14 protein-coding genes and 1 pseudogene are annotated in these 13,371 nt (G+C 62.0%); 10 read left to right on the top strand and 5 right to left on the bottom strand.

Features of this window, described 5'->3' with window-relative positions; all coding sequences use genetic code 11:
* Positions 1–33 precede the first annotated feature (33 nt).
* Both XH88_RS01435 and XH88_RS01430 read left to right on the top strand, forming a co-directional pair.
* Positions 34–477, top strand: coding sequence for a hypothetical protein (locus XH88_RS01435; protein WP_271613697.1), 444 nt, complete (start codon positions 34–36; stop codon positions 475–477).
* 130 nt (positions 478–607) lie between these two features.
* Positions 608–1,381 (top strand): DUF2189 domain-containing protein, encoded by a 774-nt coding sequence (locus tag XH88_RS01430; protein WP_271613638.1) that lies wholly within the window; start codon positions 608–610, stop codon positions 1,379–1,381.
* Positions 1,382–1,527: 146 nt separating this feature from the next.
* Here the strand turns inward: XH88_RS01430 and XH88_RS01425 are convergent, their stop codons facing one another.
* Genes XH88_RS01425 through XH88_RS01415 form a run of 3 tightly spaced genes read right to left on the bottom strand, consistent with a single transcriptional unit; the run spans position 1,528 to position 2,814 of the window.
* The gene (locus tag XH88_RS01425; protein ID WP_271613637.1) at positions 1,528–2,040 is read right to left on the bottom strand and encodes an SRPBCC family protein; all 513 of its coding nucleotides are present in this window, start codon (positions 2,038–2,040) and stop codon (positions 1,528–1,530) included.
* Positions 2,037–2,507 carry an SRPBCC family protein gene (locus XH88_RS01420; protein WP_271613636.1) on the bottom strand — a complete coding sequence of 157 codons (471 nt, stop codon included), beginning with the start codon at positions 2,505–2,507 and terminating at the stop codon, positions 2,037–2,039. Before XH88_RS01420 ends, XH88_RS01425 begins: the two co-directional genes overlap by 4 nt.
* Positions 2,500–2,814 (bottom strand): ArsR/SmtB family transcription factor, encoded by a 315-nt coding sequence (locus XH88_RS01415; protein ID WP_208084769.1) that lies wholly within the window; start codon positions 2,812–2,814, stop codon positions 2,500–2,502. The genes XH88_RS01420 and XH88_RS01415 overlap by 8 nt, the downstream gene beginning before the upstream one ends.
* 116 nt (positions 2,815–2,930) lie before the next feature.
* Here XH88_RS01415 and XH88_RS01410 point away from each other — a divergent pair, with 116 nt between their 5' ends.
* The 3 genes from XH88_RS01410 to XH88_RS01400 are packed head-to-tail and all read left to right on the top strand — an operon-like array spanning position 2,931 to position 5,592.
* Positions 2,931–4,376 (top strand): LVIVD repeat-containing protein, encoded by a 1,446-nt coding sequence (locus tag XH88_RS01410; RefSeq protein WP_271613635.1) that lies wholly within the window; start codon positions 2,931–2,933, stop codon positions 4,374–4,376.
* Between the two features lie 2 nt (positions 4,377–4,378).
* Positions 4,379–4,924: a hypothetical protein gene (locus XH88_RS01405; protein ID WP_271613634.1), complete on the top strand. Its 546-nt coding sequence runs from the start codon at positions 4,379–4,381 to the stop codon at positions 4,922–4,924.
* Positions 4,925–4,971: 47 nt separating this feature from the next.
* A complete protein-coding gene (locus tag XH88_RS01400; RefSeq protein WP_271613633.1) occupies positions 4,972–5,592 on the top strand; it encodes a LysE family translocator in 621 nt (206 codons plus the stop codon).
* 28 nt (positions 5,593–5,620) lie between these two features.
* On the opposite strand, the gene XH88_RS01395 is transcribed toward XH88_RS01400, so the two are convergent.
* Complete coding sequence (locus XH88_RS01395) at positions 5,621–6,427, bottom strand: N-formylglutamate amidohydrolase (RefSeq protein WP_271613632.1); 807 nt, start codon at positions 6,425–6,427, stop codon at positions 5,621–5,623.
* A gap of 75 nt (positions 6,428–6,502) precedes the next feature.
* Here XH88_RS01395 and XH88_RS01390 point away from each other — a divergent pair, with 75 nt between their 5' ends.
* Entirely contained in the window at positions 6,503–6,901 is a 399-nt protein-coding gene (locus XH88_RS01390) for a gamma-glutamylcyclotransferase family protein (RefSeq protein WP_271613631.1), read from the top strand.
* 82 nt (positions 6,902–6,983) lie between these two features.
* Here the strand turns inward: XH88_RS01390 and XH88_RS01385 are convergent, their stop codons facing one another.
* Positions 6,984–7,547 (bottom strand): chlorite dismutase family protein, encoded by a 564-nt coding sequence (locus tag XH88_RS01385; protein ID WP_271613630.1) that lies wholly within the window; start codon positions 7,545–7,547, stop codon positions 6,984–6,986.
* Between the two features lie 266 nt (positions 7,548–7,813).
* Between XH88_RS01385 and dnaG the strand changes: the two genes are divergently transcribed.
* From dnaG to XH88_RS01365, 4 genes and pseudogenes are all read left to right on the top strand, one after another.
* Positions 7,814–9,709 (top strand): DNA primase, encoded by a 1,896-nt coding sequence (gene dnaG / locus XH88_RS01380; RefSeq protein ID WP_271613629.1) that lies wholly within the window; start codon positions 7,814–7,816, stop codon positions 9,707–9,709.
* 34 nt (positions 9,710–9,743) lie between these two features.
* Positions 9,744–10,400: pseudogene (locus XH88_RS01375) on the top strand (DNA primase); the annotation flags it as partial.
* A 378-nt stretch (positions 10,401–10,778) separates the two neighbouring features.
* A complete protein-coding gene (gene rpoD / locus XH88_RS01370) occupies positions 10,779–12,923 on the top strand; it encodes an RNA polymerase sigma factor RpoD (RefSeq protein WP_271613628.1) in 2,145 nt (714 codons plus the stop codon).
* A gap of 235 nt (positions 12,924–13,158) precedes the next feature.
* Positions 13,159–13,371, top strand: a 213-nt coding sequence (locus XH88_RS01365) for a hypothetical protein (RefSeq protein ID WP_271613627.1), incomplete at its 3' end; no start/stop codon positions are given.

The raw sequence follows: 13,371 nt of genomic DNA, 5'->3' as shown, positions 1-13,371 counted from the left end.
ACGAGCCGGAAGAGGCTTGTGACGGGAATGACCATGCACCTTTCGGATTTCGTCCTGCTGCTTAACGCGCTCTGGTTCGGAGGCGCCTTCATCCAGTTCAGCATCGCGCAAGCCAATACGCTGAAGATCCTCTTGCCGCGCGAGGAGCGCAGCAATCCGATCGCGCCGACGCTGGCGGCCAGCGTGGCGTTTCTGGGCGGAATGAATCTGCCGATCGGGCTGTTGTCGTTCTATCTTCTGGTCGCGCGTCCGTCGTTCTTCCAGCCGATCGAGGCGCAGCTTGCGCTATTCCTGTTCTTTGCCGCCTGCCACTTCAGTCAGTTCGCCTACAACCTTCCGGTGCTGATGCGGGGAGGACGTGTCGGCGTGGCGTACTGGCCCGTGCTGAAGGGGCCGATGCTCAGGATCTTCGTCATCGATGCGGCGCTGTTCACGGCCAATCTCTGCATCGCGATCTTGCTCGTGTCGCACTCCTGACGAACGCGGTGCTTCAGTTGAACGATGGCGGTATCTGCTGACCGCCCAACTCTTCCGTGCAAGGATTGCGAGGGCGAGTTAACATCGAACCCAATAACGCGCGGCGAGGACCGCGCGAGGGAGGGAGCAGATGTCGATTTCGGGCAAGGTCGATCCTGTGGTGCGTCCCATTGCGGCGACCGACATCGCCGAAGCGGTGGTCGAGGGCCTGCGCGATTTCCAGGCGCTGCCGTTCTATGGCATTGCCTTCGGTGCGCTCTACGCGGCCGGCGGTATCACCATCATGCTCTGTCTCACCGCGTTCGGCATGGTCTATCTCGTCTATCCGCTGGCCGCGGGCTTCGCGCTGATCGGGCCATTCGTTGCGATCGGCCTTTATGAGGTAAGCCGCCGCCGCGAGCGCGGCGAGCCGGTATCGTTTGGCGCGATCTGGTCGGCGATACGTTCGCGCAGCGAGATCGGCTGGATGGCTTTCGTCACGCTGTTCGTCTTCGTGATCTGGATGTACCAGGTGCGGCTTCTGATCGCGCTGCTGCTCGGCCTGCATGCCTCGTTCTCGAGCCTGCAGGAATTCATCACCGTTGTGCTGACGACCAATGAGGGACTGATGTTCCTCGCCATCGGCAATGCGGTCGGCGCCGTCTTGTCGCTGATTCTGTTCTCGCTGACCGTGGTGTCGTTTCCGCTGCTGCTCGACCGCGAGGTCGATTTCGTCACGGCCATGGTGACGAGCGTGCGCGCGGTAGTGACGAGCCCGTTGCCGATGATCTGCTGGGCAGGTGTCATCGTGATGCTGCTGATCGTGTCCGCGCTGCCGTATTTTCTCGGGCTGATCGTGACGCTGCCGGTGCTCGGGCATGCGACGTGGCACCTTTATCGGCGGCTGGTGGTGCCGGTGCCGTAGGGTGGGCAAAGCGAAGCGTGCCCGCGGCTTCTGTTGCGGTGTTGGATCGGTGGTGGGCACGGACCAAGTGCGCCTTTGCCCACCCAACGATACTGTGGTTATGGGTCCCAGGCTCGCGCTTCGCGTGCCCGGGACGACGACAGTGCCTACGGCGTCTTGATGCCCATGGCCTTCAGCGCATCCAGCATGCGCTGCGGCGGCCCCAGCTTGACCACCAATGGCTTGCCGGTTTCGAGCACGCTCTTGAGGCTCGACAGGATCGCTGGCCAACCCGAGCGGCCGCCGGCCAGGATGTCATCGCTGAGCTCGCGGTCGTGGCCTTCGCTCATCGTGAGCCTGACCGCATCGCCGACCTGCTCGATGTCGTAGGTGACGAGAGTCGGCCCCAGCTTCTCGATCAACTCGGGCCAGTTGACGTTGAACGTCACCGCGAGCTTGTGCGGCGGGTCGTAGGCGAGCACCTCGCCGCTGATGTGCAACGCGCCGTCGGGCGTACGCACGATGAAGGCGCCGCCCAGGCGGGGCTCGACTTCGACGGCATTGCCGAAGAAGTATTGCCTGCTGAACCCCGCGGAGGTCAGCGCCTCCCACACCTTTTCCGGCGTGGAGGCGATGTAGATGGTGTAGACCGTCAGCGGTTTGAACTGATCGAGTTTCATTTTGCGTCGAACCCCTTGTTGAGCGCCGTGCGCGGGATAGCGAGCAGCTTGCCGCTCTCCAGCAGGCTCTTGAGCTGGGACAGGATCGCCGGCCAACCATTGGAAACCGCGCCGAGATATTTTCCGCCTTCGATGAAGCCGTCATGCAGCACGGTCAAACGCACCACCGGGCCGAACGGTTCGATGGTGAAGACCACGCGCGAGATCGGCTCGCCGCGCAGCTCTTCGTATTTGTGGTGCTTGAAGCTGTAGGACAGGCGCCGCGGCGGATCGGCCTCCAGGATTTCGCCGGAGTCGGTGACCTCGCCGTCGAGCGCGAGCGCGAAGGGCGCGCCGACCTTCCAGTCTGAGCGCACCTCGGCGCCGAACCAGTATTGCCTGGTGAACTCGCTCGACGTCAGCGCCTGCCACAGCTTTTCCGGCGTGGTCTCGATATAGGTGACGTAGACGAATTGCGGCTTACTCATCACGCTTCTCCAATTGTCGTTTCAATTCGCTCAGTGCGGCGAGCTTGCCGCGCTCGAATTTCCTGATCCAGCGCTCGCCGATCTGGTGGATCGGCACCGGGTTGAGATAGTGCAGCTTCTCGCGGCCATGCCTGATGGTCGTGACCAGATTGGCCTCTTCGAGAATGACAAGGTGCTTCGTCACCGCCTGGCGCGTCATCGCGAGACCCTCGCAGAGCTCGTTCAGCGTCTGGCCGTTCTTGGCGTGAAGCCTGTCCAGCAGCGACCGTCGCGACGCATCGGCAAGCGCTTTGAAGACCTCATCCATGAAGATGATAATAGGCAACCAAATGGTTGCATGTCAAGATGGTGTCTTGGGCGCATCCGAGTGGCTGTGCTAGCCTTGACGCTCAGCCAACGCAGATTGGTTCCGGGAGGACTTTGATGTTCCGTTGCGTCCTGATTGCTGCCGCCTTCGTCCTTTTCGCCGGCAGCACTTCCGTCCATGCCCAGAAGCAGACGATCGGCGCGCCGCCCGAGGCGTCCAACATGAAGCTGGTGGGCAGCAACGATCTGCAGGCGCGCAGTGCCTATCAGCCGACCATCCACCACCAGGGCGACCGCTGGATCGCCTATATCGGCCATCACGGCGGCACCGACGACGTGCCTGCTCCCGTCAATCCGATGACCGGCCAAGCGGAGCCGAATGGGACGTCGATCGTCGACGTCACCGATCCCGCGCATCCCAAATATCTCAGGCATCTGCCGGGGCAGGAGGGCAAATATGAAGCCGGCGGCGCGCAAATGGTACGGGTCTGCGATGGCAAGACCTTGCCGAAGGGCGATCCCAATGCGGTCTACATGCTGCGCACCTTCGGCAGTCAGGCGCATGAGATCTGGAACGTTGCAGATCCCGCCAATCCCGTGCTGCTCACCCGCATCGGCGGCTTGAAGGATACGCACAAGAGCTGGTGGGAATGCGACACCGGCATCGCCTATCTCGTTTCGGGCGCACCGGATTGGCGCACGCGACGCATGACGCAGGTCTACGACCTCTCTGACCCCGCCCATCCGCAGAAGATCCGCGACTTCGGCCTTCCCGGCCAGGAGCCGGGATCGACCGGCGCAGTGCCGACCGAATTGCACGGGCCGATCTCGACGGGACCCAATGGCAATCGCGTCTATTTCGGCTACGGCACCGACAAGGGCGGCATCCTGCAGATCGTCGATCGCGAGAAGCTCCTGCACGGGCCGAAGGAACCGACACCGGACAATCTGCGCTATCCCGAAATCTCGCGGCTGCCGATGTCGGCGTTCAACGGTGCGCACACCACCTTCCCGATGCTCGACATGCCCGTGGCGGAGTTCGCCGAGGACAAGGACGGCAAGACGCGCGACATCGTCATGATCGTCGACGAGGCCATCCTGAACGAATGCGGCGAGGCGCGGCAGATGGTGTGGTTCGCCGACGTCACCACCGAGACGCGGCCGATGATGATCTCGAGCTACACGGTCCCGGAGGCAAGCGGGCAGTTCTGCCAGCGCGGCGGCCGCTTCGGTTCGCATTCGTCGAACGAGAGCATGGCGCCGGTCTACTACAAGAAGATGGCCTTCATCGCCTTCTTCAATGCCGGCGTGCGCGCGCTAGACATCCGCGACCCCTACCATCCCAAGGAGGTCGGCTATTTCATTCCCGCCATCACGCAGGCGACCGACAAGCGCTGCATTCCGGTCGAGGGCGGCGAGCGCTGCAAGGTCGCCATCCAGACCAACAATGTCGAGACCGACGAGCGCGGCTATATCTACATCGTCGATCGCGCCAACACCGGCCTGCACATTCTCGAACTGACCGGGCCCGCACGCGCGGTCGCCGGCCTGCCGAAGAACTGACGATGCGGCGCGCGGCGACAACAGCGGTGGCGGTGATCGCGTTCGGCGCGACCGGCGTCGGCGCATATCAGCTTGCGCCGCAGCCTGCGGCGACGCCAGCGCATTGGCGCGAGCTCGCCTGGCCGTTTCCGCGCGACGGCTGGCCTGCAGGGCGTGCATTTCGCTGCGAGGGCGGTGCTTGTGACGGCGCCGAGCTCTACCTCCGCGCCAAACGCGGCTTCTGCAATTGCGACAGCGGCGTCGCCGATGACGACGAGGTCGATCGTGTCGCCGATATCGATCTGATCACCCCGCGTTTCGCGGCGGTTGCGCCGGGCGAGGTGGTGCGCGTCGGTGAGATGCGCGGCCGTGCGCGGCGCTATGATCTCGCGACATATGACGGCGCCGGGCCCGCTGCGGTGGGCATCGCGCTCTCGCGGCGCTGCGACCTTTTCGTCGCGGCGGCGCGAGGGCGAGGCGATGCCAGCGCGATGGCGCATGCGGCGCTCGTGTTCCTGGCGACGCCGGAGATCAAATCGTGGGCGATGGCGGCGCTGGACGGGAAGTAAGGGCCATGCATAAATAGCCGCAAACGCCGGAGCTTTGAGTCCTCCCCATGATGTCCATGCAAGCCTATCTCGCCTTCGTTGCCGCCTGCATTGCGCTCGCGTTGCTGCCGGGGCCGATCGTTACGCTCGTCATCGCCAACGGCCTGCGCCACGGCACGCGCGCGGCGCTGACCAATGTCGCCGGCGCGCAGGCGGGTCTTGCCATCGTCATCGGCATCGTCGCGATCGGCCTCACGTCGCTGATGTCGACCATGGGCTACTGGTTCGACTGGATCCGCTTTGCCGGCGCGGCCTACCTGGTCTGGCTCGGCATCAAGTTGATCCGGGCACCGATCGAAGGCGTCAAGGTCGACGAGCCGCCGGCCCCGCCGCGCGGCGGGTTCTTCCTGCAGGGCTTCCTGGTGCTGCTGTCGAACCCGAAGGTGCTGGTGTTCTTCGCCGCCTTCATTCCGCAGTTCATGGATATGAGCCGGCCCCACGTTCCGCAAGTCGCGCTGCTCGGCGCCACCTTCATGGTCACCGCCGTGATGACGGACGCGCTCTACGCGATCGCCGCCGGCCGCGCCCGAAAGTTCTTCTCGGCCCGGCGCACCCGGCTGATGTCGCGTATCTCAGGCGGCTTCATGATCGGCGGCGGCATCTGGCTGGCGCTGACCCGGGCGAAATGACTCCCGGTTGAACCCTGATGTCACGCTATCAGGACGGCGCGGCCGCCACCCGCAGTTCGACCTCGATCTCCGCAAAGATCCGCGCCAGCCGCTCCGCCCATTGCCGCTGGCCGGATTGATCGGCGATCAGGTCCTGGCGGATCTCGATGCCGGTGTTGACGAGACCGCGCGCCTCGCCGTGGACGGGGATGGTGTAGTCGCTGAGATCGCTGACCGCATAGGGCTCGTTGTCGCCGACCACGAGATCGCCTTCGGCGTGCAGGCGTCGAAGCAGCAGCTCAGGCAGCACCTTGTCCTTGTTATACAGTGCGCCGATGTGCCAGGGCCGCGCGACGCCGGCATAAACAGGCGTGAAGCTGTGCAGCGACACCAGCACCGTCGCCCGCTTTGCGCGAATGCGGCTGTCGATCACAGCATCGATGCGGTGATGATAGGGCTCGAAGATCTCGCGCCGCCGTGCCGCGCGCTCGCTCTCCGAGATGTTCTCGTTGCGCGGAATCGTAGTCGCCTCCGATATTGCGGGGATCGAGCTCGCGACCTCAGGTGGACGGTTGCAGTCGATCACGAGCCGCGAGTAGCGCTGTGCGATGAGATGCGCGCCAAGCATCTTTGCGAGCTGCTCGGCGACGCCGGCGATGCCGATGTCCCAGGCGATGTGACGCGTGAGCTCACTCTCGGCAACGCCGAGATCGCCGAGCGCGCGCGGCAGGATGCGGCCGTAATGGTCCGATGTGAGCAGGAAGGGCGATGTGCCCTCTGCATTCACCTCATGCACGGGCGGAATATCGCCCTCGCCGAGCAATTGATCGGTCATCCCGGCCGTGCGCAGGTCCATTCTGATTGCCTCTGAAATGATAATCTGTCTAAACGGAGTAACCGCATTACACCGACGCCGCAACGCTCGAACAACATGACCTCCGATCGTCTCTTCGTATATGGCACCCTGATGCGCGGCTTCGATCATCCGATGGCGCGGCTATTGGCGCAGCATGCGGATTTTCTGGGTGAGGCGAGCTGCCGCGGCCGGCTCGTTCTCGTGAAGCACTATCCGGGATTGCTGCTGTCGGAGGCGGCATCGGACGTCGTTCACGGCGAGCTCTTCCGCTTGCGTGCGGGTGACGAGCTGCTGCGCGAGCTCGACATGTACGAGGCGTGCGGCGAAGGCTTTCCGGAGCCGACCGAATATCTGCGCCGGCTGATCGACGTAACAGGCGCTGACGGCACGACGTCGCCGGCCTGGACCTATGTCTACAACTGGCCTGTCACAGATCTGCCGCACATCGAGTCCGGCCGCTTCCTCGAGCATTAGGGCATGATCCGGAAAAGTGCGAAGCGGTTTCCCGACGAGATCATGCTTCACACAATAATCTAGAGCGCGGTTTCGCCGCGCTTTAGGCCGACAGCGCTTCCTTCACCACGCGAATGTCGACCTCGCGCTCGACATAGGTCCATTCCTCGGTTTGCCGGAGCATGCCGACCAGTTCCTCGAACAGCGAGGCGTGGGCGGGCGCGAACTCGAACCAGGTCAGGAAATCGAAGGGCTCGCCGAGATCGCGGCAGTGATAGAGCTGGCGCGCGATGGCGGGCAGGAAACGAAGACTGCTCGCGATGTGGTGCGACTTGTCTTCAAAGATCTTGCGCCGCTCTTCCTGGGTCAGATCCCACCAGACTTGCGACTTGCGGATCGGGATCAGCGCCGCGCTGGTCGCCTCCAGCCGGCCGAGGCCGGCCTGCACCGCGACAAGCTGCTGCTGCTCGGGCCGATCGGTGTAGCGCAAGCTGCTGGTCACGCCGACCAGGCGCCAGGCATTGCGTGAGGGTATCAGCGGCAGCGCGACGGCGTCGCCGTCGGTCACCGACAGGGCCGGCATGAAGGGCAGGGGCTCGCCCGTGACCTGCGATAGCGAGGTCACGCGCCAGCCCCCGCTCTGACCACCTCGAAAGGTCCTGAACATGGCCTATCGAAGCGTGGAACCGAGTGGGGTTCAAGTGGGCTCTTCGTCATCATTCCGGGGCGCTATCCGCTTCATATGAAGCAGATCCGTCTGCGAAAGCTTATAAGCCATCTTGTGATTGCGCAGACTTCGCTCGTCTGTGGACAAGGTGGATATTGACGGAACATTGCGTGAACGAATAGTTTACAGTTGCGGTAGTAGACTGATTCGCAGTGTGAAGAGGTTTCCCGTCGATCCGACACAGCTTGTTAGAGTGACTCTGAGTCATGCGCTTCCCGCCTAGCTTCTTGGACGAGCTCAAGGCGCGTCTTCCCATTTCAGACGTGGTTGGTCGTCGTGTGAAGCTTAGGAAGGCCGGGCGTGAATGGAAGGGATTATCGCCCTTCCAGCAGGAGAAGACTCCGTCGTTCACTGTGAACGATCAGAAGCAATTCTATCACGATTTTTCGACGGGTAAGCACGGCAACATCTTCGACTTCGTGATGGAGACAGAAGGTGTCTCCTTTCCGGAAGCTGTGGAACGCCTCGCTTCTTTGGCGGGCCTTTCATTGCCACGTACCTCTCGGGAGGAGGAGCAACGGGAACAACGCCAAAAGTCGCTCTACGATGTGGTGGAGCTAGCTGCCAAGTATTTTGAACAAAACCTCGCTTCGAATGTCGGAGCCCAAGCTCGCGGCTATCTTTCGGATCGTGGCATATCTCCCTCGACCACTATTGAATTCCGCCTTGGCTACGCGACCCCGAACCGGTTTGGTTTGAAGGAATATCTTGGTTCGAAGGGCGTTTCAGTCGGAGATATGATCGAAACTGGATTGCTTATTGCCGGCGACGATATCCCGGTTCCCTACGATCGATTTCGCGACCGTGTGATCATTCCCATCCACGATCAGCGGGGCAGAGTTATTGGGTTTGGTGGACGCGCTCTGAAGAGTGATGTCCAACCGAAGTACTTGAACTCCCCCGAAACTTCGATTTTCCATAAGGGGTCAGTCGTCTTTAACTTTCATCGCGCTCGTGAGCCTGCATACAAAGATGGCTCGGTTGTCGCGGTCGAAGGCTACATGGATGCCATTGCCATTTATCAGGCTGGTATCAGGGGTGTGGTGGCCACGATGGGAACTGCCTTCACGGAAGAGCAAATTTCCTCTCTCTGGAGATTGTCCTCCGAGCCTGTCGTCTGTTTTGATGCGGATCGCGCCGGTGTTGCAGCCGCGCACCGCTCGATTGAACGCATTATCCCTATGTTGACCGTGGGAAGATCGTTTCGGTTTGCCTTCATGGTCGAGGAAAAGGATCCAGACGATTTAATTCGGGAGCGAGGGGTCGAAGCTTTTAAGGGGGTGTTGAGCAACTCCCGTCCCATTTGGGACGTGCTCTGGGCGCGTGAGACGGAGAATGTTAACGTCAAGAATCCAGATACCCAAGCGCTCTTGGAGCAAACGCTTATGAAGCTGATTAGGACAATAAAAGATCCTACAGTTCAGAACGCTTACGTTCGTACCTGCCGCTTACAACTAGCCAGTTTGTTTTGGCGATCAGGCAAACGGCAGCCTGGGCAGGAAAGCAAACTTTCTCGTGATCATCTTCGAATATCGGGGGAGGGGGAGCGGCTCGGTGTACAGAAGATATTGCTTGGGATGCTCGTGAACTACCCAAACTATTTGGAAGCTAAGGAGGATAGAATATCGGCGCTTCGTTTCGAACCGCGTCTAGAAAAGTTCTGTGGGGCTCTCCATCAGCTGCTCATTGAGTACGGTACCTTAGAAGTCCATGACGTGTATCTCTACCTTCCGAAGGAATTCTATGAGGACCTAGAGGATATCCATGGATCGGCAGTCGATGGGAAAAGGCTTGGGCACAGCTTGTTCGCTCGCTTCCCTGTCCTCGACCGCGATCCGCTCCCAAGCTTCGTAGAGCGATGCATCGACCATTTCATTTCTGTGATCCACCTCTATGAGATCAGGGAAGACATCAGGGAGACCGAACCGAAAGCTGCCGACTCTGATGAGGCGATGAATCGGCTTGTGGAGTTGGTGAGGCTGCGGGAAGATCTTCGCGTTGAGATTTATTCGGAAGGGATCAGTCTGGCCGAGGAAGCCGAATCGACTACTCGTATTTGGTCTGCGGGAAAGACTCACTTCCCGGTGCCCGCTGCCGCCTAATGGACTGCGAGCGAATCGGGGTCCCTTGCCCCTGAATCGATTCGGGGGCCAAGGTTTTGGCGGCGGCCGCCGAGGCGGCCTGCCCGGGCTCACCCCGCTACCGTCGGGCCCCTACCAGGCGGCGAGCCCCCAGCTTGCGGCGAGCCCGATCATGCGCGGGCAGAGGAGCGCCATTTCCCGCCGGGAAGCGCTGATCCTGCAATGCCTGATCAACCATCCCTGGCTGCTGCATGATCACCTCGAGGAGGTCGCCGCCCTGGAGATCGCCCATCCCGAGGCCCACAAGCTCCGGGCCGCGATCATCGCCGCTTTCGCCAACGACCATCACCATTCTCCGGACCCCGGCGAGCTTGCCGAGAAGATGCGCGACGACCTCGACAGGAGCGGATTTTCTCAGGTTCTTCAACGGGTTGAAGGCGCCATCACCACCGCGGCGGTGTGGGGCGCCCGCGAGGGCGCGGCGCGGGACGATGTTCTTGCCACTTGGCACCAGCTCGTTGCCTTGCATCGGCAATGGCATTCACTACTTAGAGAGCTGAAAGACGCCGAGCTGGCCTTGGGGGAGGACCCCAGCGAGGCCAATTTGGCGTGGCTGCGCGACGTCAAGGCTCGGATAGGAGAGGTCGACGGCACCGAGGCCCTGATCGAGGGTTTTGGCGAGCTGTCGGGCCGGCTCCAGAAGAGCGTGTGATGAAAGAATCATGCGGACGGCCGTGGCCGGAACCGCTAAAAGACTCGCCAAATCCAAGGTTTGGCGGCAAAAACAGGGTTAATCGAGGCTTAACGGTCTTGTAGCACTTTGGCCCCCGCGGCCGCAGGCAGAACAGACGCGTCAGGAATAAATCCGCGCAACAGCTGTTGGCACTTCACCTGCATCCGCCGCGACAAAGAGGCTCACGAAGCGTTAGGCAAATCCGGCGAGAGAAAGGTCGGGGTGGCGAGATATTGTGCGCGCCGCCCTTTCCGTGTCGAGATCTGACGAAGCGAGAGCGTCGAACAACAGGTTCAAGTGGATTCACGCGGGCAGGCCGATGTGCCCCGCCGCATGAAGCGCGTTTAGGAGCAATGGATGGCCACCAAGGCAAAGACGCTGCAGGCGAAGGACAAGGAAAAAGACGACAAGGCAGCGGACGCGCCGGAGAAGGACTCCCAGGACGCGCCCTCTCCCTTGCTCGATCTGTCCGACGCGGCAGTGAAGAAGATGATCAAGCAGGCCAAGAAGCGCGGCTTCGTGACCTTCGATCAGCTCAATGAAGTTTTGCCGTCCGACCAGACCTCGCCGGAGCAGATCGAGGACATCATGTCCATGCTCTCGGACATGGGCATCAACGTCACCGAAGCCGACGATAGCGAAGGCGAGGAGGAGAAGGACGAGGGCGACGACGAGACCGATAACGAGCTCGTCGAGGTCACCCAGAAGGCCGTCACCGAGGTCAAGAAGAGCGAGCCGGGCGAGCGCACCGACGATCCCGTGCGGATGTATCTGCGCGAGATGGGCACCGTCGAGCTGCTCTCCCGCGAAGGCGAAATCGCCATCGCCAAGCGCATCGAGGCCGGCCGCGAGGCGATGATCGCAGGGCTGTGCGAAAGCCCGCTGACTTTCCAGGCCATCATCATCTGGCGCGACGAGCTCAACGAAGGCAAGATCTTCCTTCGCGACATCATCGATCTCGAAGCCACCTATGCCGGTCCCGATGCCAAGGGCGGCATGAACACCGCGATGATCGCAGGTCCCGCCGGCGAGAACGGTGAAGCGGTGGCCGAAGGCGGCCAGCCGGCAGCAGCAGTCGCGCCCGCGCATGTCGCCCCGCCGGCAGCTCCGCCGTCGCCGACCCCGTTCCGCGCCGCGCCCGCCGCCGGTGCTGGCGAGGAGAAGGATCCGGGCGAGGCCGCCGCCGAAGCCGACATGGACGAGGACGACGAGTTCGAGAACCAGATGTCGCTCGCCGCCATCGAGGCCGAGCTCAAGCCCAAGGTCGTCGAGATCTTCGACAAGATCGCCGAGAGCTACAAGAAGCTGCGCAAGCTTCAGGAGCAGGACATCCAGAACCAGCTCGAGAGCACCTCGCATGGTCCCTCGCTCTCGCCGCACCAGGAGCGCAAGTATCGCAAGCTCAAGGACGAGATCATCGTCGAGGTGAAGTCGCTGCGCCTGAACCAGGCGCGTATCGACTCGCTCGTCGAGCAGCTCTACGACATCAACAAGCGCCTCGTCTCGCATGAGGGCCGCCTGATGCGCCTCGCCGACAGCCACGGCGTCGCGCGCGAGGATTTCCTGCGCAACTACACCGGCTCGGAGCTCGATCCGCGCTGGCTCAACCGTGTCTCGAAACTCTCCGCCAAGGGCTGGAAGAACTTCGTCCATCACGAGAAGGACCGCATCAAGGACCTCCGCCACGAGGTGCATCAGCTTGCCGCGCTGACCGGCCTCGAGATCGTCGAGTTCCGCAAGATCGTGCACTCTGTACAGAAGGGCGAGCGCGAGGCACGCCAGGCCAAGAAGGAGATGGTGGAAGCCAACCTCCGTCTCGTGATCTCGATTGCGAAAAAGTACACCAACCGCGGCCTGCAATTCCTCGACCTGATCCAGGAAGGCAATATCGGCCTGATGAAGGCCGTCGATAAGTTCGAGTACCGCCGCGGCTACAAGTTCTCGACCTACGCGACGTGGTGGATCCGGCAGGCGATCACGCGCAGCATTGCGGACCAGGCCCGCACCATCCGCATCCCCGTGCACATGATCGAGACGATCAACAAGATCGTGCGCACCTCCAGGCAGATGCTCAACGAGATCGGCCGCGAGCCGACCCCGGAAGAACTCGCCGAGAAGCTCGGCATGCCGCTCGAGAAGGTCCGCAAGGTCCTCAAGATCGCCAAGGAGCCGTTGTCTCTGGAGACGCCCGTCGGTGACGAAGAGGATTCACACCTCGGCGATTTCATCGAGGACAAGAACGCCATCCTCCCCATCGACGCCGCGATCCAGTCGAATCTGCGCGAAACCACCACGCGCGTGCTGGCCTCGCTCACCCCGCGCGAAGAACGCGTCCTGCGCATGCGCTTCGGCATCGGCATGAACACCGACCACACGCTGGAAGAAGTCGGCCAGCAGTTCAGCGTCACCCGCGAACGTATCCGCCAGATCGAGGCGAAGGCGCTGCGGAAGCTGAAGCATCCGTCACGGTCGAGGAAGCTGCGGAGCTTCTTGGACAATTGATTGCGGACTTCGTTCACTAGCAACGGCGGGCCAAAGCCCGCCGTTTTTGTTTGTGTGCCGAGTATGAACGACAGCTTGGAGGTGGAAGTCCTCTATCCAGCCTGATGGTGGCGAAGGATTAGCCAAGCGCAAGGGCGTTACCGCGAGGTGGGGTCTGAAGAAAGCGTGGAGCAAAGCCGCGGTCCGATGGACAAGAACCGGATAACGAGGCCTACCCGGCCGGACGAGCGGGCAAATGAACGCGAAGTCCAGGACCATCAAGGGTCGGGGTGGTAAATCCGGCGGGCGTGCGGTGAAGGCGGTCGGTCTTACCTCGGGAGATCTGCACTGTGTCTCGGCAACGGGAGTGAGGTCATCGCAAGGCGACCTGACCGCAGCGCAGAAGTCAGCCGAGGGCATAGTAGGCGGCAGCGCGCCGCCGAAGGCCCGAACGGTGGAAGAGGCTAGT

Origin of the sequence: Bradyrhizobium sp. CCBAU 51627, assembly GCF_028128765.1 — a bacterium.
GTDB lineage: Bacteria > Pseudomonadota > Alphaproteobacteria > Rhizobiales > Xanthobacteraceae > Bradyrhizobium.
This window is presented reverse-complemented; position numbering and strand designations above follow the sequence as displayed.